The 19,332-nt window shown below is 40.3% G+C and carries 13 protein-coding genes and 2 pseudogenes; 1 reads left to right on the top strand and 14 read right to left on the bottom strand.

Features of this window, described 5'->3' with window-relative positions:
- Nucleotides 1-6: 6 nt before the first annotated feature.
- From HT689_RS05750 to miaA, 3 genes are read right to left on the bottom strand one after another with little or no spacing between them, the layout of a single operon-like run.
- The gene (locus HT689_RS05750; RefSeq protein ID WP_173225370.1) at nucleotides 7-630 is read right to left on the bottom strand and encodes a cystathionine beta-lyase; all 624 of its coding nucleotides are present in this window, start codon (nucleotides 628-630) and stop codon (nucleotides 7-9) included.
- A complete protein-coding gene (gene hflX, locus HT689_RS05745; RefSeq protein WP_173225373.1) occupies nucleotides 623-1,861 on the bottom strand; it encodes a GTPase HflX in 1,239 nt (412 codons plus the stop codon). The genes HT689_RS05750 and hflX overlap by 8 nt, the downstream gene beginning before the upstream one ends.
- A complete protein-coding gene (gene miaA / locus HT689_RS05740; protein WP_173225376.1) occupies nucleotides 1,854-2,738 on the bottom strand; it encodes a tRNA (adenosine(37)-N6)-dimethylallyltransferase MiaA in 885 nt (294 codons plus the stop codon). Before miaA ends, hflX begins: the two co-directional genes overlap by 8 nt.
- A 120-nt stretch (nucleotides 2,739-2,858) precedes the next feature.
- Here miaA and HT689_RS05735 point away from each other — a divergent pair, with 120 nt between their 5' ends.
- Nucleotides 2,859-3,029 (top strand): DUF3042 family protein, encoded by a 171-nt coding sequence (locus HT689_RS05735; RefSeq protein ID WP_001051780.1) that lies wholly within the window; start codon nucleotides 2,859-2,861, stop codon nucleotides 3,027-3,029.
- A gap of 247 nt (nucleotides 3,030-3,276) precedes the next feature.
- Here the strand turns inward: HT689_RS05735 and HT689_RS05730 are convergent, their stop codons facing one another.
- From HT689_RS05730 to msrB, 11 genes and pseudogenes are all read right to left on the bottom strand, one after another.
- Nucleotides 3,277-4,116, bottom strand: coding sequence for a thymidylate synthase (locus HT689_RS05730; RefSeq protein WP_173225379.1), 840 nt, complete (start codon nucleotides 4,114-4,116; stop codon nucleotides 3,277-3,279).
- Between the two features lie 97 nt (nucleotides 4,117-4,213).
- On the bottom strand, nucleotides 4,214-5,173 hold the full coding sequence (locus HT689_RS05725) for an ROK family glucokinase (RefSeq protein ID WP_173225382.1): 960 nt from the start codon (nucleotides 5,171-5,173) through the stop codon (nucleotides 4,214-4,216).
- A gap of 104 nt (nucleotides 5,174-5,277) precedes the next feature.
- A pseudogene (gene ldcB / locus HT689_RS09755) lies at nucleotides 5,278-5,832 on the bottom strand (LD-carboxypeptidase LdcB/DacB); the annotation flags it as partial.
- 6 nt (nucleotides 5,833-5,838) lie between these two features.
- A pseudogene (locus HT689_RS09750) lies at nucleotides 5,839-6,645 on the bottom strand (N-acetylmuramoyl-L-alanine amidase family protein); the annotation flags it as partial.
- A gap of 49 nt (nucleotides 6,646-6,694) precedes the next feature.
- Nucleotides 6,695-7,312 (bottom strand): alpha/beta hydrolase, encoded by a 618-nt coding sequence (locus HT689_RS05715; RefSeq protein ID WP_173225388.1) that lies wholly within the window; start codon nucleotides 7,310-7,312, stop codon nucleotides 6,695-6,697.
- Nucleotides 7,313-9,034, bottom strand: a complete 1,722-nt coding sequence (pabB, locus tag HT689_RS05710) for an aminodeoxychorismate synthase component I (RefSeq protein WP_173225391.1) — start codon at nucleotides 9,032-9,034, stop codon at nucleotides 7,313-7,315. It abuts the gene before it with no gap.
- Between the two features lie 68 nt (nucleotides 9,035-9,102).
- The gene (locus tag HT689_RS05705; RefSeq protein ID WP_173251599.1) at nucleotides 9,103-15,021 is read right to left on the bottom strand and encodes a ZmpA/ZmpB/ZmpC family metallo-endopeptidase; all 5,919 of its coding nucleotides are present in this window, start codon (nucleotides 15,019-15,021) and stop codon (nucleotides 9,103-9,105) included.
- Nucleotides 15,022-15,042: 21 nt separating this feature from the next.
- The gene (locus HT689_RS05700) at nucleotides 15,043-15,606 is read right to left on the bottom strand and encodes a TIGR01440 family protein (RefSeq protein ID WP_173251597.1); all 564 of its coding nucleotides are present in this window, start codon (nucleotides 15,604-15,606) and stop codon (nucleotides 15,043-15,045) included.
- 114 nt (nucleotides 15,607-15,720) lie between these two features.
- The gene (locus HT689_RS05695; protein WP_173251594.1) at nucleotides 15,721-17,412 is read right to left on the bottom strand and encodes a sensor histidine kinase; all 1,692 of its coding nucleotides are present in this window, start codon (nucleotides 17,410-17,412) and stop codon (nucleotides 15,721-15,723) included.
- Nucleotides 17,409-18,146, bottom strand: coding sequence for a response regulator transcription factor (locus HT689_RS05690; protein WP_173251592.1), 738 nt, complete (start codon nucleotides 18,144-18,146; stop codon nucleotides 17,409-17,411). The genes HT689_RS05695 and HT689_RS05690 overlap by 4 nt, the downstream gene beginning before the upstream one ends.
- Before the next feature lie 70 nt (nucleotides 18,147-18,216).
- Nucleotides 18,217-19,329 (bottom strand): peptide-methionine (R)-S-oxide reductase MsrB, encoded by a 1,113-nt coding sequence (gene msrB / locus HT689_RS05685; protein WP_173251590.1) that lies wholly within the window; start codon nucleotides 19,327-19,329, stop codon nucleotides 18,217-18,219.
- Nucleotides 19,330-19,332: the final 3 nt, after the last annotated feature.

Here is a 19,332-nt window from a genome sequence, read left to right as displayed (position 1 = left end):
TTCTAATTAATCAATATATAACATGGCTGTGCGGTTTTCCGATCGGAAATAGCGCTTGCCAGAAAAAGCAGTAGCTTCTTGTAATAACTCCTCTTGGCTGTAACCTTTAAGACGCTTGCGACCATCAGCCAAACTTTCCAAATCAGTCAAAGCTGTTAAACTCTCCATGCTAACAACTTCCTCGTCCCCGACAGCCTTCATATAAATCTTACCAGACTCTTCAAAGACTAGTTGATGGGGGAAAATTTGCGCAATTTCAAAGAGCAAGTCATCCGAGATCTTCTCCTTATTTTCAGAGAAAATTCGACCAAGACCCTCACTCTCATAACAAAAACCAAAGGATTTACCAGATAGATTAAGCCGAATAAAAGGCTTATTTTCTAGGGTGAAACTTGGCTCAGTATTGTAAAGATTCAGTTCCTGACTGACTTCTGCAAAATAATCCGTCGCAGCCTCAGGACTCTTTTTCTGATAGAGTTCTGCAAAGTAAGCATTGACTACGCTGGGCGGAGGTGTAATAATGGCCAACTGCTCTTGATCTGTCTTTCCAGCTAGAAGTTGATCCAGATAGACCTTATCCAGACTTGTATAACCTCCATACTTTAAAGCCAAAGTTTTAATATCAGTCATAAAATTCCTCGAACCTCCATTTATTTTTCTCGGAAATGTAGCCTGTAATCACTTCGCCGTCTTCCTGATAATCACGTTCTTCCAGAATTGCAACACTTTCTAAATCATGAATCTTGTAGGACTTTGAAAAAGGCACTCGCAGTGTAAAAGATTCAAAAATATCCTTGATTTTCTCTAAAAACAAAGCCTGCAAATTCTCACGACTATCCTCAGACTTGGCAGAAATGAGGGCATAAGGCGTTTGGGTAGGCGTGAAATCCTCCACCAAATCCGCTTTATTATAAAGTGTCAGGCGAGGAATATCCTCCATGTCCAAGTCTTTCATGATGGAAAGGACCGTTTTTTCATGCTCCTCGTGGTAAGGATTGCTGGCATCGATAACATGAACCAGAAGATCTACATGCTTGCTTTCCTCCAAGGTTGACTTGAAACTGGATACCAACTCTGTCGGCAAATCTTGGATAAAGCCCACGGTATCTGTCAAAGTTACTTGGAGATTGCCCCCCAGATGAATACTCTTAGTCGTCGCATCCAGAGTCGCAAAGAGCTCATCAGCCTCATACTGGGTCTTGCTGGTCAAGGTGTTCATTATAGTTGACTTCCCAGCATTGGTGTAACCAATCAAACCAATCTTAAAAGTGCTCGACTCCAGACGTTTTTCTCTGACAGTCGCCCGATTTTTCTCAACCACCTTGAGCTGGCGCTCGATATCCGTGATTTGATTGCGAACGCTACGACGGTTCAGCTCCAGCTGACTTTCACCAGGTCCACGGGAACCAATTCCCCCTGCCTGACGGCTGAGCATAATCCCCTGACCAACCAAACGAGGCAAGAGGTATTTGAGTTGGGCTAGGTGGACTTGGAGCTTGCCTTCATGGCTTCGAGCCCGCATGGCAAAGATATCCAAAATCAACTGCATACGGTCAATAACCTTAACACCCAGAACTTCTTCTAAATTGACATTTTGCCGTGGAGTCAGACGGTTGTTGACGATGACAGTGGTGATTTCTTCTGCATCCACCATGAGGGCTATTTCTTCCAACTTACCAGAGCCGACGAAGGTCTTGGAATCATATTTTTCACGTTTTTGTCTGTAGCTATCTACAACGACTGCACCAGCTGTCTTGGCTAGACTGGCCAATTCTTCCATAGAGAGGTCAAAATTGTCCATGCCCTGCAATTCCACACCAATGAGCAGGACTCGCTCCTCTTTTTTTTCCGTATCAATCATCTAAAAACTCCTCTATCTGGTTTAAAATGCGGTCTTGCACACCAGCTTCTCCAATCTGATAAAAGGTGACCTGCATGCGATTACGGAACCAGGTCAACTGACGCTTGGCAAAACGACGGGTAGCCTGTTTGAGACTCTCACTAGCTTCCTCCAAAGTTTGCTCCCCACGGAAATATGGAAAAAGTTCCTTATAGCCAATTCCTTTAGCAGCCTGCACATCTGGATAATGGTCAAAAAGCCACTTGGCCTCATCCAAAAGCCCAGCCTCAAACATCAAATCCACGCGGCGATTGATACGTTCATATAATTGACTGCGTTCATCATCCAAGCAGATAATCAGCGGTTCATATAGACTCTCTTGATTTTCCAAATCCTGACCAAAATGGGCAATTTCCAAGGCACGCATAGCACGACGACGATTAAACTGGGGAATCTCAAGGCCAGCTTGCTCCACCAGATGAGCCAGTTCCTCATCTGTATAAGGCTCCAAACTAGCTCGATAAGCTAAAATCTCCTCATGGGGAGTCTCCCCACCCAGGTGATAACCTTCTAGCAAGCTCTGGATATAAAGTCCAGTCCCACCAGCAATAATGGCTAGCTTACCCCGATTTTGAATATCTTCAATGGCTGTCTTAGCTTCTGAAACAAAATCAAAAGCCGAGTAAGACTCGGTTACCTCTCTAACATCGATTAAATGATGGGGAATAGCCGCCTGCTCTTCTAGACTAGCTTTAGCCGTCCCAATATCTAGACCTCGGTAAACCTGCTGACTATCACCGCTAACCACTTCACCATTAAAACGCTTTGCAATTTCAATGGCTAGAGCTGTCTTTCCAACTGCAGTCGGTCCAACAATCACAATTATTTTTGTTTTCATCTTTTTTCCTTGAAAAATTCCCATTTTTTCGTTACTATTATTATAACACAAAAAGGTCAGTCAGAAAAATGTGACCTCTTGAGGAGGCTGGCTGATTAAGAAAATAAAGGAGGAAGACTCATGGCTAAAGGATTCGCTAAAGGTCTTGTAACAGGTGTCGCAGGAACTGTCGCTGCAGTCGCAGGTGCAGTATACGCATTTAAAAAGAAAGTAATCGAACCAGAAGAGCAAAAAGCAGCTTTCATCGAAGAAAACCGAAAAAAAGCAGCTCGTCGCCGCGTATCACGTTAAGAAACAAAAGAAGTTGGGATTTATTTTCTCAACTTCTTTTTTCTATTCTTTTGTACTCTTTGAAAATCTCTTCAAACCACGTCAACGTCGCCTTGCCGTAGGTATGGTTACTGACTTCGTCAGTTCTATCTGCAACCTCAAAACAGTGTTTTGAGCTGACTTCGTCAGTCTTATCTACAACCTCAAAGCAGTGCTTTGAGAAACCTGTGGCTAGCTTCCTAGTTTACTCTTTGATTTTCATTGAGTATTAAATAGCTAGGTCAAACTTCAACTGTGGCTTAACAGGGTCATAATCCACCAACTCAAAATCTTCTGCTTTAATATCAAAGAAGTTTGTCTTATCTGGTATATTCAAGACCAAACGTGGTTGGCAGTTTGACGGCTCACGACGGAGCAATTCCTGAGCTTGTTCAAATTGATTGTCATAGATATGGAGGTTGTTTATGAAATAGAAGAACTTCCCAACCTTCCAGCCAAAATGCTTGGCAATCATCATTTGAAGAGCTACATACTGCATAGCATTGATGTGGTGAGCCACCAGCATATCATTCGAACGCTGGGTCAAGGTCGCATCCAGATAGATTTCCCCATCTACACGGCGGACATCAAACATGGTCTGAAAGGCGCATGGAAGGAGGCCCTCTGTCTCCTCAAAAGCTTGGTAATCCCAGAGAGAGATAATATTGCGGCGGTTCCAAGGGTTGGCTTCCAACTGTTTGAGAAGCTTATTGATGATGTCGTGTTTCTTAACAACAGCACCATAGCGCTCACCAATAGTTCCTGTATCTCCCACTTCCCAGTCATTCCAGTAGTGAACATTGTACTTGTCATTGAGTACCTCAAGGCTATTTGACTGGTCTTGGTAGATCCAGAGAACTTCTTTGATAGCTGATTTGATTGCAATGGGACGCAAGGTTGTGATGGGGAATTCCCCTTTTGCCAAGTCATACTCTGCAAAGGCACCCGTTATGTACTTGGAGTTGGCAACAGTCCCATCCTTGTACTTGGGACGGGCCTGCTCAGAAAAGACACCGTCTTTGAGGATTCGTTCAATATTTTCTTTAAAAATCGTATCTGCTTTTGTCATTTACTCTCACCTCATTTATTGTCCTAACTAGTATAGCATAAAAAAGAAAAGAGGAACATTACTAACTCTAGGTTAGCACTTTTCCTCTTTTATTATTTTATTGCAATACAAGTGATGCTGCTCCGATAACTCCAGCGTCATTTCCTAGAGTTGCAAGAGCTAATTTAGTAGATGTGCGTACTTGTGGGAAAGTATTTTCATCGTAGACTTTTTGAACACCTTGTAAAAGGAATTCTCCCGCAGCTGACACACCACCACCGATGACGATTGTTGATGGGTTTAGGATTGAACCGATGTTAGCACAAGCGATTCCCAAGTAACGTGAGAAGTTACGGTAAACGATTAAGGCAAGGTCGTCTCCTTCTTTTACAAGGTCAAAGACTGTCTTAGCGGTTACTTCCTCTCCGTTATCAATCAAGCGTTTCAAGGCTGCATCACCTTCGTATTCATCGGCATAACGACGAGTCAAGTTGACAATCCCTGTTGCAGAAGCTACTGTCTCAAGGCAACCTTTCTTACCGCAAGTACATGCGATTGGTTGGTCAAAGTCAACAGTGATGTGACCAAGCTCACCTGCTGCACCAGCTACACCGTGAAGCAATTTGCCTTCTGCGACAATACCACCACCAACACCTGTACCAAGTGTCATAAAGACAACGTCTGGTTGGTTATCACCAGCCCCCATCCAACGCTCACCAAGAGCCGCTACGTTGGCATCATTATCGATGAAAAATGGAATCCCCAAGGCTTTTTCAATCTTTTCTTTGATTGGTTGAAGGGTTTTCCAGTTCAAGTTGTAGGCACCAATCACAGTCCCTTTTTCACGGTCAACCACACCTGGTGACCCCATTCCAATTCCTTGGAAGTCTGCTGCTACCAATCCAAGCAAGTCCAAACGATGTTGAATAGATTCAATCATATCATCAACAATATGACTCCCCTCATCCAAAATATTGGTCTTGATAGACCACTTTTCTTGGATCTCTCCTGCTGTTGTCAAGATTGCAAATTTGATAGAAGTTCCACCAAGGTCAATCCCAATAATCTTTTGACTCATCATATTCTCCTTTTTCATTATGCAGTAATTGAAAATGCTTACAGTTATAGTATAACAAATTTCACTCATTTATGCAAAGGTTTGCATTGTTTTTATGAGTAATTTTACTGAAGATAGTCTCCACCATCAAAGCCATAGTATTCCTCTAGTGTCAAACCACTTGCAGCAATGTCTTTTGCTTCTTTTCCAATGTAACGTAAATGCCATTCCTCATGCATGTAACCTGTGACACTCTCTTTCCCACGGGGATAGCGAACAACAAAGCCATAGTCTGGTGCATGATCCAATAACCATTGAGCCGCACCCGCATCTTCAACTAATTGACCATCTGTGCCAATCACATCAAAAGCAAGTCCTGTCTGATGTTCACTATATCCAGGACGGGCGGAATAACGATCCGCAGCAGCCTGTCCCTCTTGGTTCACATAACTTTGATACAATTGTGCTTGAGTTGCATAACTTCTAAATCCACTATAATTATCGCTAATAGCGTATCCTTCTTCTTTCATTTGTGCAATCAGTTTTAAAAAGGCTGCTTTTGCAGTAGCATTTTCACCAGGATAGTAGTCTTTTGACATTGGATAGTGTTTGTTGGCAACGACAATTTCATCATACTTCCCTTGAAGGCTATAGTAAGAACCTTTATTAGTTACTTTTGAATTGGCTTTCCACAAACCAGTGGTATCTACATAATAACGTCCACCATCAACCCATTCATTGACAGCCATTTTACCATCTGATTTCAGATAGTAATTTCCTTGCCATGTACTATAAGCATAAGAGCCATCTGATTTCAAATAATACCAAGCTTGATAAGAATCATCATAAATCCATTCGCTCTGTGCCATTTTACCATCTGATTTCAGATAGTAATTTCCTTGCCATGTACTATAAGTATACGAACCATCTGATTTCAAGTAATACCAAGCTTGATAAGAATCATCATAAATCCATTCACCTTTAGCCATTTTACCGTTTGATTTCAAATAGTAATTTCCTTGCCATGTACTATAAGCATAAGAGCCATCTGATTTCAAATAATACCAAGCTTGATAGTAAGAATCATAAATCCATTCGCTCTGTGCCATCTTACCATCAGATTTCAGGTAATAGCTTCCCTGCCAAGCATTTTTCACTGGATTTCCATTTCCATCAAAGTAGTACCAAGCACCGTCCTGCTTAACCCATCCACTTGTTGTTGCTGAACTTGTGTTGCTTTGAGCCGTAGTTGCTTGTTTTGCTTTGAAAGCACCCTTAGGAGCATTCTTCAATTCGCAAGCCACACCATCATGATCTCGGTCTAACTTGGCAGAATAACCAGGTTCTCCCTCGTGAATATCCGAATAGCCATTCGCCCAAGCTTCCTGACAGCTAGAAAAATGAATGTCTTCTTCTGCTAACACAGGCTGTGAAAACAAGGCTAAAATTGGCAAGGTAGCCAGACTCATTTTTAAAAAGAGACGTTTATTCATTTCTTTCTCCCATAACGATGATATCGATTTCATGTTTATTTTATCAGATTTATTTCTTCAATTCAAGAAAACTTCTGGTTATTTCTGCAAACTCTTTTGGTTTAGCTCTATTCAGAACATGAGGGCCATCAGGAATGATCTGAAACTGCGAATCTTTCAATAATAAATGAAGATCTTTCATAGAACTAAGATTCGGTTTATCTTTGCTACCACAAATTAGTAAGGTTGGATAAGGACAATGCCTTGCAATCTCTCTTAAATCAAGTGTCTTCAATTCCTCAGAAACTCCAACCATAAGAGTTTTGTCTGCTCCCTGTTTCTCAAATATCCTTTTTGGGAGTAGTTTAAATATCAGTGTTTGAAAATAAAAAGGAATATTACCTGCTAGTTTCAATGGACAACCTGACAAAACCAAAGCCTGAAGGGTTGGTATCTCAGAACTTGAAAGCTCCAATGCAAGGACAGCCCCTAAGGACAAACCGATTAGGACAAAAGGTTCTGTCTCTTGAACTAGATGCTGATAAACTCGTTCCTTGGCTTGTTGATAGTTGCTAACTCCAGAAGGAAACAACTCGATAGCCTCAGAAGGATAATCTGTCAGTAGATTCTGAACTTCTTTCCAACTCTCCGCTGACTGGCCTAGTCCATGTAAAAATATCAGTTTCATCTAGTTCTCCTGTAAGATTAACTCATACAAGCCTCGCACTGCGTTACAGCCGTAAATAGCTTCAGCTTTGTCTAAATCTGCCAAGGTCAAGACTTTCTCTTCTACCTGTCCTGTTTCCAGCAAATGCTGACGGTAAATTCCTGGTAAAATTCCCAGTCGAATAGGCGGTGTGTAGAGTTTTCCAGCGATTTTCAGAACCAAATTTCCAATAGAGGTTTCAAGTAGCTCTCCAGACTTATTGTGGTAAATCTTCTCTTGTTCCCCTAGGCTCAAATGCGGTCGGTGGCTTGTTTTAAAATAGGTAAATGCTTGTTGCAAATTGGCTTCCTGCAGGCAGAGTTGGGCATGGCAGAAGGTTGGACTGAGGGGTGTTAATACTTGACGATCGACCTCTATCTTTCCAGACTTGCTAAGGCTAATTCGCAAGCGGTAATCTTGATCAATGTCACAATCCTGACACTCTTCCTCAATCTTGTGTCTCAAGTCTTCTGAATCCAAAGGAAAGGCAAAATAGCGACTAGCTTTTTGGAGTCTTTCCAAATGTTGTTCTTCAAACAGCAAGTTCTTCTGGCTGATTTTCCCAGTAGTAATCAGCTGAAAACGAGCTTGTTTACGATAGAGAACTGCTGCCTTTTGATGAACCTCTCGGTATTCAGATTCCCATGTGCTATCCCATGTAATCCCTCCGCCAACTCCATAAATGGCTTGACCTTTGTGAAGTTGAATGGTACGAATGGCCACATTAAAAATCCGTCGTCCATTTGGAAGCAAGAGACCAATCGTTCCACAGTAGACTCCACGCGGTTGTGGTTCTAAGTCCTTTATAATCTCCATAGTCGCAATTTTCGGAGCTCCTGTGATGGATCCACAAGGAAAGAGAGAGCGAAAAATGGAAACCAAGTCCACATCTGGTCGCAACCGACTCTTGATGGTCGAAGTCATCTGCCAGACAGTCGAATACTGCTCCACTTGACACAGACGCTCCACATGCTCACTTCCCACTTCAGAAATACGGTTCATATCGTTGCGCAAGAGGTCCACAATCATCATATTTTCAGAGCGATTTTTAGAATCCTGCTCCAACCAGCTAGCCTGTTCAAGATCTTCTTGGTCAGTCATGCCACGCTGAGTCGTTCCCTTCATTGGTCGCGTTGTCAACTCGCGGCCATTCTGCTCAAAAAAGAGCTCTGGGCTCATGGAAATCACTGCCATCTCGTCATGTTCAACATAAGCATTGTAACCCGCCTCCTGCTCTACCACCATACGATTGTAGATGGCAAAAGGATTGGCACTTAATTTTTGCTTGAGTTGGACTGTGTAGTTGACCTGATAGGTGTCTCCCTGGCGCAAATGATGGTGAATCTGTGCAATAGCCTTTTCATAGTCTGCTGCAGACGTTACTTCCTGCCAGTTTGAAGGCAAATCAACCTCGTCATAAATCAGAGAAATAGGGGATGTTTCTACCCTATCATGAACTGTAAAATATAGCAGATACTCTGCCAGTAAAGGAGCTTTATGAACTGCTAATTTCTCCTCAAAAGCAGGTGCAGCCTCATAGCTGACATAGCCCACCACATAGTAGCCCTGCTCTTGGTAGCTTTCCACTTGTGCCAGCAAATCTGCCACTTCTGCTACATTTCTCGTTTTCAACTCTTTAATAGGCTGGGTAAAGGTGTATCTCTCCCCCAAAGCCCTAAAATCAATCACTGTTTTTCTATGCATACCTTAAGTATAGCATAAAAAGGCAGATACAGCCAAGCTGATCCACCTTTGTAATGATTTTGTTAGCACTATGCCTGTGATTCATTGAAGAGATTCCCAGAGAAACCGTCGGATTTGTACAAGAGTTGTTTGAAGACTTTCTCTTTCAAGCCTACAGTATTTCTATATTTACGCTCTACTTTAGAATCGTTCAATTCAGCTAAATCTTTTTCAACAGCAGTACTGAATAGAGTCTTCAATCTGTCATAACTTGTAATCGTTTCACCATTAATTTCAATGGCAGTGAATCCATTATTAGCTTTATCTTTAATTTCTTGGAACCAATGTTGCTTCCAATCCTCAAGTGTGTTGTATACATTTTTAGATACTTTCTTAATAATAAATTTATCACTTAAATTGTTTTCACCATCCTTTTTCGCTTCACCTTTATATTTATTGGAAACATATCCAATAAATCCATTTTCATATCCGAAGTAACCCCACATACGGAAAGCATTGTGTTTGAATGATAGGGCTCCCGGAGCACCATCACTAGTATTACCACCGTAGATACCGGTCATCATATTAACGTTAACGTATGCAGATCTAAAATCTTCAGGACGATACACCCCGTTACCTGGAGCACCATGTTTTGTAATAAAGTTATTGTTAACTAAATCATTAATATTATTCAACTCAAGTGCTTTTTCTTGTTCGCTTAAGTCACGCACTTCATCCCATTGGTTAGGTCCAACTAGATGTTTATTATCACCATCAGTATGACGCATTTTCTTATCAACTTTCTTAAACCATTTACTATTATCACCATTAAGTTTCCCAATAACTGCATCAGCTTCAAGATAATCTAACATCATCAGTGCCTCATTATAGTTCTTCATATAGTGGTCAATTTCTTTACGTGATTTAAGATTATTAGGGTTATAATTATACCATTGATTTCCATCGTTTTCACGTTCAAAAGCCATATTTAGTCCTAAAGCACCATACTCACCTTGGTGACCTTGAGTAGCAGGTGATTGAAGCATACCTTGTGCGAAGGCTTCTAAGAATGTACCTTCTCGGTGTGTGTACCCTCCATAATAAACTACGCGGTCATTTATGTGAGTAGTTTCATGTGTAAATGCTGAGGATCCATACTCGCTAATCATATCAGACATAACAAATACAACTTTTGCACGATTATCATTCTTATCATCATAATAAGTTGCATAGGCTCCGGCAACAGCCCCATTAGGACCGTAATGCTCACCTACAGGGCCATAAAGTTCACGGGTTGGAGCATAAATACCTTTACCATCTTCAAACTTACCATATTTATCCATCCATTTACCCCAATCATGTCCCCAAACTTGGTATCCTTCCCAAACAGGAGTAACAATCTCTTTTGCCAATAAATTCTTAACATTCTCATTTGCAAGTCGGTACCAGAAATCAAGATAGTTAAGATGCCTATTTGCCGCCAAATCAATTTTATCTTTGAAATTTCCAAGTGTCGTATTGTATTTATTAGCTGTACCAAATGAAATTGTGTTATACGTAGAAATCAGGAATGCTTGTGTTTGCTTTAGATTTAAAAGTGGAAGAATCATCTTCTGATGATATCCTTTGGATAGATTATCAAATGCTCTATATTTAGCATTTTTAAGACCTTCTTCACGAGATTGTTTTTCAACAACGTATACTTTACCTTCAGTCGCATGAATAAACCAATCATTTATATTTTTATCTGAAGTTAAAAGTTCCATATTGTATTTTAAGAAGTCAATTAAGTTACCCGAGCGAGTAGAAGCACTCAAAACTTCACGGAATGCATCATGTGTACGATGACCTTTAAGATTGTTCTCTTTAGAGCCAATTTCAATCAATCGATCTAATACATCTATATTTTTACCATAGAAATCTGGTTTGAATAACATTAATTCTTTAATATTTACTTCTCCAAATTTTACTCCGTAATAACGATTTAGATACGTTAATCCAAGAATTAAAGCGGCTTTATTCTTTTCAACTTTATCTAAAATCATTTGTTGTGCTACTAGTGAATCATTTAATTGATGATTTTCGTTTTGAACTAACTTAGTCACTAGTTCTGTTAAGTTATTCTTCACATAATCAAAGCTTTCTTCTAAGTAAAGATTTTTCACCGCATCAAATCTTCCTGCTCCCGGTCGGTTAAAGTGTTTATAAATAACATCTGATTGTAATTCAATCGGACTTAATTTTGAAACAATTCCATTCACTAAACCATCATAATTTTTTTGAACAATATTTAATGTATATTTAACTCCTAAATCTGTTACAGTGTATTCTTTAACATTACTTAATCCTTCTGTACTGCCAGATAGATTTAAGTATTCTTTTGTTCCATCCGCATAGTGAATCATAATTTTATTCACTTCTTCTAAATTTGTAACGAATTCTGTATCATGCATTGGTGTTACAGAAAGAACTTCTTTCGTATTTAAGTTATGTGCTTTATCCAATTTATTAGCTTGATGTACAATATATTCTTTATTATAGAATGGTTGTAATTTTTCAAAATTCTTATATGCTAATTTATATTCATCGTTATAATCTTGGATTTGATCATAAGCAGAATTTTGAGACACTGTTGCGTTTAATGTAGCCACTAGTGATTTTTCGCTTTCAAAAGTATTAGCAGTAATATTATAGCTAGCTACTTTTTCATCAGCTTCTTCTTTTGTTAATTTAATTTGTTTATTAGGATATTTAGTGTATGACTTTTTACCTTCACTATATCCAGCTACACTGTATAATTTATCAATTTGTGGATGTGCATAATCATCATCAATATCATTTGAACCAAATAACATTTCTGCATTTTTCACTTTTACATAACTAACATTATCTTTTACTGTACCAAAAGGCCATGTCTTACTTGCAAACGCTCCAGTTTGTACTGGCGTAACTACATTAATCATTCCTTTGGCAACAGATTTGGTCAAGTTTCCTTTAGTTCCAGTTAAATAATCGCCTACCATTCCGTATTCAACATATGGAATTAATGAGCTTGCTCGTACGTTATTACCTGTTAATATTGCATCTACATAAGTTCTTGTTACAATACCTCGATAGTTTTTATCGGCAATACCACCTAATGCTGAACCATTTTCACTTGTAGAATGTAGTTTACCAATAAAGGCAACATTTTCAATGCGAGTTCCCTCGTTCATATAATTAACAACACCTGCTACATTATTACGTCCAATAACAGAACCTGTAATTTTCACATCTTCAATGACAGAAGTTCCATTCATTGTATTGGCTATTGTAGCAACACCATCATCATTTTTACGATCGATATCTACATCTTCAAAATTAATATTTTTTATAGTAGCATTCTTAATAACATTGAATAAAGGTCGTTCTAACTCTGTAATAGCATAACGTTTTCCGTCTTCACTTAATAATTTTCCTGTAAATTCACTCGTGATATACGATTTTCCATTCGCAGATGCATTTCTAGCACTCATACTTTGACCTAATCGGTATTCTCCTGCTGGATTTTTTTGCATTGCTGAAACTAAATCTTCAAAATCATAATAAACATTTCCGTTAGCTGCAACTGATTTTTCAATGTAATGAGTATATTCAGATTCAAATGTTTGATCTTTTTGACGCCCAACTAAATTATCTGCTGTTGCAGTTACTTTATACATTTGTTTTCCATCAACGGTTACTTCTTCAATATTTTTCACTGCTAATAATGTTGATTTTTGATCATGTGAAGTGACTTTTAAGTAGTATTTACTCTTATCCTCTGGGATTGATTTTAATCTAGATTCATTCGTTTCTGTTTCTTGATCATATTTAATTAAATCAGTTCTTCGAATATCTTTGATTTCAACTTTTTTAAGGTCTAACTGAATTTGTTTATCTTCTAATTTCTCAGTTTCTTCGCCTTCTCCACGATCATAAACCATTGTAGTAGATAGGGTGTAACCTTGATAATATTTCAATTTATCTAAAGTAGCGTTTAATTTATTTTCTTCTACCGTTACTTCTTTAACAAGTTGTCCATCTTTATCTTTTAATGCTAATTTGATTGATTTGATTTCTACTCCAGCTGGTTTTGTCAACGTATAACTAGCTGTCGCACTCTTCTTCAAGACATCTTTATCTGTTGTATTCCATTGTAATGTTGGTTTTTCTAACCCTTTTGTACCATTCTTAATAATTTTATCTTGAGGTTGTAAGATAATTTTTTCTTCTACTGTTGGAGCATCTTTTGTTTTTTCTCCACGAATCGTTTTATACGTCTTGGTAATTTGTTTCTTGCCGTTTACACCTTCTTGAGCAACTTCTTCTGTCCCACGTTTTAAAGTATCATCTTCTTGCGTTTTTGTTTTAAAAGGAATCTCTACTTCTTCAGTTTCATCTACTGTTCCTTCAACTGGTTTTGTTCCTTTTTTAACAACTTTCGGAACAGCAGGAGTTTTTACTTCTGTAGTTGTAGAAAGAACTTTATCTGTCTCTACACCTTCCACTGTTTCGTAAGTTGTTTTCGTAAGTTGAACTCCTTTAGACCCTTGACGTTCAACAACTTCTTCATCTACATATTTTGTGTCATCCGGAACTACTTCTGTTGTGAAATCTAATTCACTTTCGGTAGACTTCTCAACTGTACCTGTTGTTACTTTATATTCTGGGTTTACTTCTTGTACTGGTGCTTGACCTTCTTTGCCTTCTTCTTGCGTACCTTTAGCTGTTTTGGTCTCCTCTGTTGGTTCTACAGTTTCTTCAGCCTTGGTCTCTGGAGAGACTTCTACTGGTTTCGGGGTTTCTTCCGAAACCTTCTCTTCCTCAGAAGCTTCTGGTTGCTTTTCTGGAGAGACTGGTGCCTTTTCGTCTTCACTTGGCGCGACTGGTTCACCTGCTTGTTCAACTTTTGGTTCCGTTTGTTTTTCTACAGCAGGCATTTCCACTTTTGGTTCTTCAACAGGTTGATTAGCAGCCTCCTCTTTTGATTCTACTACTGCTGGCTGTGCATCTTCTTGTTTCGGTGTCTCTTCCGATACCTTATCCTCTTTAGGATCTTCTTGTTGTGATGAATCTTTTGGTATCCTTGGTTGCTCCGGTTGTGTAGGTTGCACGGGTTGTTCTGGGACTTTTGCTTGTTCTACTGGTGGTTCAACTTTTGATTCCTCAGCTGGTTTGTCTGATGGTTGACTTTCTGGCTTAACTGCTACTTTTTCCTCTGGTTTTGACTCAACTTTTCCACCTACTTCTTCAACTGGAGCTGGTTCTGCTGAATCTTCTTTTTCATCTTTTCCTTTAGGGAGGGGCTCGTCAGTAGGTTTTACCTCCGATTTTGGTTCTTCCTTTGGACTTTCTTCTGTTTTAGGTGCTTCTTCTTTTGGAGCTTCCTCTGTCTCTACTGCTTGGTTTTCTGGATTAGCTTGCTCCTGATTTGTTGTTACTTGGGGATTCTCAACTTCGACTACAGTCACCTCTCCAGGTTTAGCTGAGTCTTCTTCTAAAACAGTGTCCAAGCCAAGCGTTTTGAGGATGTCACCTGATAGATAACCAACATAGCGATAACCCTCCATTTCAACAACACCCTCTCGACTAGCTGGTGCTAGGGTCGCAACTGGGTCTACAGCTCCTGCACTAGGAAGGACTACCAATCCCATAGCTCCAACTAGAAAGACGCTGGCAATTTTCTTTCTCTTGTAGATTAAAAGTAAGCTCCCAACAGTCAGCAAACCAAAAGCTGTCAAAACAGATGCTTCTGTCCCTGTTTGTGGCAGCTGGTCTTTTTGATATACCAAACCATAGACAACTTCATTTCCATCAGGCTTTCCTGTCTGGATTAAATCTTTAGCTTCTTGTGAAATAACCTCTTTATCTACATAGTGATAGGTGGCTGCGTCCACTACAGAAGGAGCCATCAAAAGGCTTCCAAGAAATACAGAACCTACAACTCCCTTAATCTTACGAATTGAAAAACGGTCTTTTTTAAACACTTTCATCTCCTTTATTCATTCTCACGACTTTCTGATAGAATCTTGCGGATAGTGCGCACGCGCACCTCCGATTAATTTTGGACGACTAGCTAGAGCCGTTACGTGGGCATGCCCAATCTCTCTCAAAAGAGGGCGAATCGGAACCTGAACATGCTTGACATGCATGCCAATTGCAGTGTCTCCGATATCCAATCCAGCATGAGCCTTGATAAATTCAACCTCAACTGGATCTTGCATAAACTTGAAGGCTGCCAATTGACCCGAACCTCCTGCATGAAGAGTCGGAAGGACACTGACGATTTCCAGGCCAAACTGCTCTGCCACCTGACGTTCAACGACGAGGGCTCGATTAACATGTTCACAACCTTGAACGGCTAAATGGATACCTCTACTACCTAGAATACCCAAGATAGTCCCCACTATCAGCTCACCAATCTCTTGACTGGATTCTTTCCCAATCTGACCACCTAGCACCTCACTAGAAGATAGACCTAAAACAAAAAGGGCCCCCTGCTTCAAATTGGCCTTTTCCAATACATCTTCTACAATCTGGCTTGTCTCTCTTTGAATGTCTTTTTCCTTCATACTTGATACCTCTTTTATCACTATCTATCATATCGTTTTTTCTTGTTTTTAGCAAGATAGACAACCTGAAAATCTTACTCCAACCTGCATAAAACTCCCAGAATTGACTGGGAGTTAGTTAGGTTCTATTCTATTTATGTATATTTCAACTGTCGTACCCTTTAAAGGGGCAGAATCGATCTTCATCTGGTAATCTTCTCCAAAATGAAGTTTGAGCCGTTGGTCAATATTTTTAAGACCAACTCCCCCACGTTTGAGTTGACTTTGACTACTATCGCCAGCAACTTGGAAGCCAACGCCATCATCCTCAATGCGGATGACCAAGCCCGAATCCTGTTTCTGGACAGAAACTCTAATATGTCCCTGACCTTCCTTTTCCTTAATGCCATGGTAAAGAGCATTTTCTACCAAGGGTTGTAACACTAACTTGGGCAAGACTAGATGATCAAAGGCAGGATTTTCAGCAATTTCGTATTCCAGCTTATCTCCATAGCGTTGTTTCTGGATAAAGAGATACTGGCGGACATGGTTGATTTCGTCAGACAGGCAAATCAAATCCTTGCCTTGATTGAGCGCCAAGCGGAAATAGGTTGCCAAGGACTTGGTCACCTGAACCACGCGCTGACTATCCTGAAATTCAGCCATCCAGATGATGGTATCCAAGGTGTTATAGAGGAAATGCGGATTAATCTGGCTCGATAGGGCTTGAAGTTGGTACTGACGGGTCGTTTCTTCCTGCCTGCGAATATCTACCATCAACTGATCAATCTGATCCAGCATGGCATTGAACTGACGAGTCACTTCTCTCAGTTCATAAGCACCAGCTTCCTTGGCACGAAGATTCTGACCACCAGAAACAATTTCCAGCATGGTTTCTCTCAAATCCTTCAGAGGAGCAATCCAGCGTTTAAGACTGAACCACACCAAGCAGAGACAGGCAAGAAGAGATGTGACACTAGCACCAAGCAAGGTCCACATGAGTTGATTCCGAAGCTGGTCTAACTTCTCCAACGAAGACACACCAAGCACCGTCCAATCAGTTCCAGCAATCTTTTCTTGACTGACATAGGATCGGTGGTCTGGAGTGTAACCCTGCCCTGTCTCAATATAGGGTTTCATGGCCTCCATTTCGCTAGACGAACTATAAACTGTATGTTGAGGATGATAAACAAATTCATGGTTTTCATTGATAATAAAGGCAAAGCCCTGCTGACCCAACTGAAGCCGGTTAAGATAGGCTTCCAGAGTTTCGTAGGAAATATCCAAACGAAGCACGCCAAGATTGGCTCCCTTTGAATCAAGAAGTTCTTGAGTGACAGAAATGACCCACTGACTATCTGATTTACGAGCTGGAGTCAAAACGGGCATGGCTCCCTGATGAATGGCCTTTTGGTACCAATCCTCAGCCATCATATCAGAGGAGGTTTTCATCTGCACACTATCATCTGTAGAAATGACCTGACCGGATTTGGTCACCAGCACAACAGTTTTCAAGTCCTGATCTGCCTTTAAGATGGTCAAAAACAGATCTCGAATTCCCTTGATCTTGTCTTGACTGGGATTCTCAGCATAGGCCAGAACATCTGTCTGCTGGGTCAAACTAGTCGAGGTGGTTTCTAATTTTTTGATATAAGACTGGATAAAGTGGCTAGTTTGGCTGATAGTCGTCTGGCTATTGCCCTCAATGGTAGCTTCAATGGCTGATGAACTAGATTGATAATAGAAAGTCCCGACCAGAGCTAGGAGAATGAGAAAGACCAGAAAGATGGAAATAACCATTCTGACTAGGAGAGAAGAACGCTTCATCGACCTTCCCCCTTCTTAAACTGACGAGGTGTCACACCCGCAACTTGTTTAAAACGTTGGGTAAAATAGTTCATATCTTCAAAGCCAACCTTCTCTGCGATCTCATAAATCTTTAAATCTGTAGTTAAAAGTAAAAGCTTAGCTTGTTTGACACGTTCTCTCACCAGATAATCCTGAAAAGGCAGGCCCAACTCTTTCTTAATCAAAGAACTCAGATAAGTCGGACTAAAGCCCAAGTCATTGGCTAAAGACTTTAAACTAAATTGGCTATCAGCCAGATGGGACTGGATTTTCTGGGCCATATTTCCCTCAAACTTATCAGTCAATAGATCTTGTAATTGCTCTTCCTTTTCTTCCTTATCCAACTTTTGCTTGATTTTCCCCAACATTTCCTCAATATCCTGACGAGAAAAGGGCTTGAGCAGGTAGTCATCCACACCGAGTTTGACAGCAGACAAGGCATAATCAAAATCATCGTAACCTGTCAAAAAAACCAGATGAACCTGAGGATAAGTTTCTCGGACCAGACTGGCCAACTGGATACCATTTAGCTGAGGCATGTTGATATCGGTTAAAATGATATCTGGCACCTGCTTTTGTATCAATTCCCAAGCCTGCTTTCCATTTTCAGCCTGACCGATGATTTCCATATCGTAGGCTGCTACATTGACCAGTTTGGTCAAGCCTTGTCTTACCAGATATTCATCTTCTACGATTAAAATTGTGTAGGTCATGCTCAGCTCCTTTGTCACTTACTAGTATCAGTATAGCAAAATTCTCCTCTAACTGCTTAGGAAAGCCCTCTTAATCGACATAATCTAGTAAATAAGCATAGCCTTTTTCTTCCATTTGGTCTTTGGGAATAAATCGAATAGAGAGACTATTGATACAGTAGCGCAAGCCACCCTTGTCCTGAGGACCGTCCGTAAAGACATGGCCCAGATGAGAATCTCCCACTCGGCTCCGCACTTCCATGCGTGTCATATTGTAAGACTTATCTTCCTTGTAGGTGGCGACATCTGGACTGATGGGTTGGGTGAAACTAGGCCAGCCACAACCAGACTCAAACTTATCCTTTGATGAAAAAAGAGGTTCGCCAGTTGCCACATCCACATAGATACCGGATTCAAATTTATCCCAATAGCGATTTGAAAAAGCTCGTTCTGTTTGATTTTTCTGGGTGACTGCATACTCCTCAGGTGACAGGGTCTTTTTCAATTCCTCATCACTTGGTTTTGGATATTTGCTGGCATCGATGACAGGATAGGCCGCCTGATTGACATTGATATGGCAGTAGCCATTTGGATTTTTCTTGAGATAGTCTTGGTGGTAATCCTCAGCCACTACAAAATTCTTCAAGTTCTCCTTTTCAACTGCTAGAGGTTGGTCGTATTTCTTAGCCACCTCATCAAAGACTTGGTTGATTACTTCCAAATCCTTGTCATCTGTGTAATAAACACCAGTACGGTACTGGGTTCCCACATCATTTCCTTGTTTATTTTTGCTGGTTGGATTGATAATGCGGAAATAATGAAGCAGAATTTCCTTGAGGGAAATTTGATTGGCGTCGTAAGTGACATGGACGGTTTCCGCATGTCCTGTTTGGTTAATCAATTCGTACTTGGTTGTTTCCCCTCTACCATTTGCATAGCCTGATACGGCATCTGTCACACCAGGAACGCGAGAAAAATACTCCTCAACTCCCCAGAAACATCCACCAGCTAGATAAATTTCGTGCAAGTCTGCATCTTTACTCACTTCTGTTTTTTTCACTGTTTTTCCTCCTTGGCTAACTGATGCTTTCTCAATTTGCGAGCTATCTGTCTGCCCTGCATTTCGCATCAATAGAAAATAGAAACCGGTTATGGCTAGGAAAAAGATTCCTGCCAAGACAAACAATTTTACTTTATCATTCATGAC

The organism is Streptococcus sp. 2342, assembly GCF_013276795.1.
Lineage (GTDB): Bacteria > Bacillota > Bacilli > Lactobacillales > Streptococcaceae > Streptococcus.
This window is presented reverse-complemented; position numbering and strand designations above follow the sequence as displayed.

Bases quoted from the DNA above. Each gene is read 5' to 3' on its own strand.
- HT689_RS05750 (WP_173225370.1), bottom strand. From the start codon at position 630: ATGACTGATATTAAAACTTTGGCTTTAAAGTATGGAGGTTATACAAGT.
- hflX (WP_173225373.1), bottom strand. From the start codon at position 1,861: ATGATTGATACGGAAAAAAAAGAGGAGCGAGTCCTGCTCATTGGTGTG.
- miaA (WP_173225376.1), bottom strand. From the start codon at position 2,738: ATGAAAACAAAAATAATTGTGATTGTTGGACCGACTGCAGTTGGAAAG.
- HT689_RS05735 (WP_001051780.1), top strand. From the start codon at position 2,859: ATGGCTAAAGGATTCGCTAAAGGTCTTGTAACAGGTGTCGCAGGAACT.
- HT689_RS05730 (WP_173225379.1), bottom strand. From the start codon at position 4,116: ATGACAAAAGCAGATACGATTTTTAAAGAAAATATTGAACGAATCCTC.
- HT689_RS05725 (WP_173225382.1), bottom strand. From the start codon at position 5,173: ATGAGTCAAAAGATTATTGGGATTGACCTTGGTGGAACTTCTATCAAA.
- HT689_RS05715 (WP_173225388.1), bottom strand. From the start codon at position 7,312: ATGAAACTGATATTTTTACATGGACTAGGCCAGTCAGCGGAGAGTTGG.
- pabB (WP_173225391.1), bottom strand. From the start codon at position 9,034: ATGCATAGAAAAACAGTGATTGATTTTAGGGCTTTGGGGGAGAGATAC.
- HT689_RS05700 (WP_173251597.1), bottom strand. From the start codon at position 15,606: ATGAAGGAAAAAGACATTCAAAGAGAGACAAGCCAGATTGTAGAAGAT.
- HT689_RS05695 (WP_173251594.1), bottom strand. From the start codon at position 17,412: ATGAAGCGTTCTTCTCTCCTAGTCAGAATGGTTATTTCCATCTTTCTG.
- HT689_RS05690 (WP_173251592.1), bottom strand. From the start codon at position 18,146: ATGACCTACACAATTTTAATCGTAGAAGATGAATATCTGGTAAGACAA.
- msrB (WP_173251590.1), bottom strand. From the start codon at position 19,329: ATGAATGATAAAGTAAAATTGTTTGTCTTGGCAGGAATCTTTTTCCTA.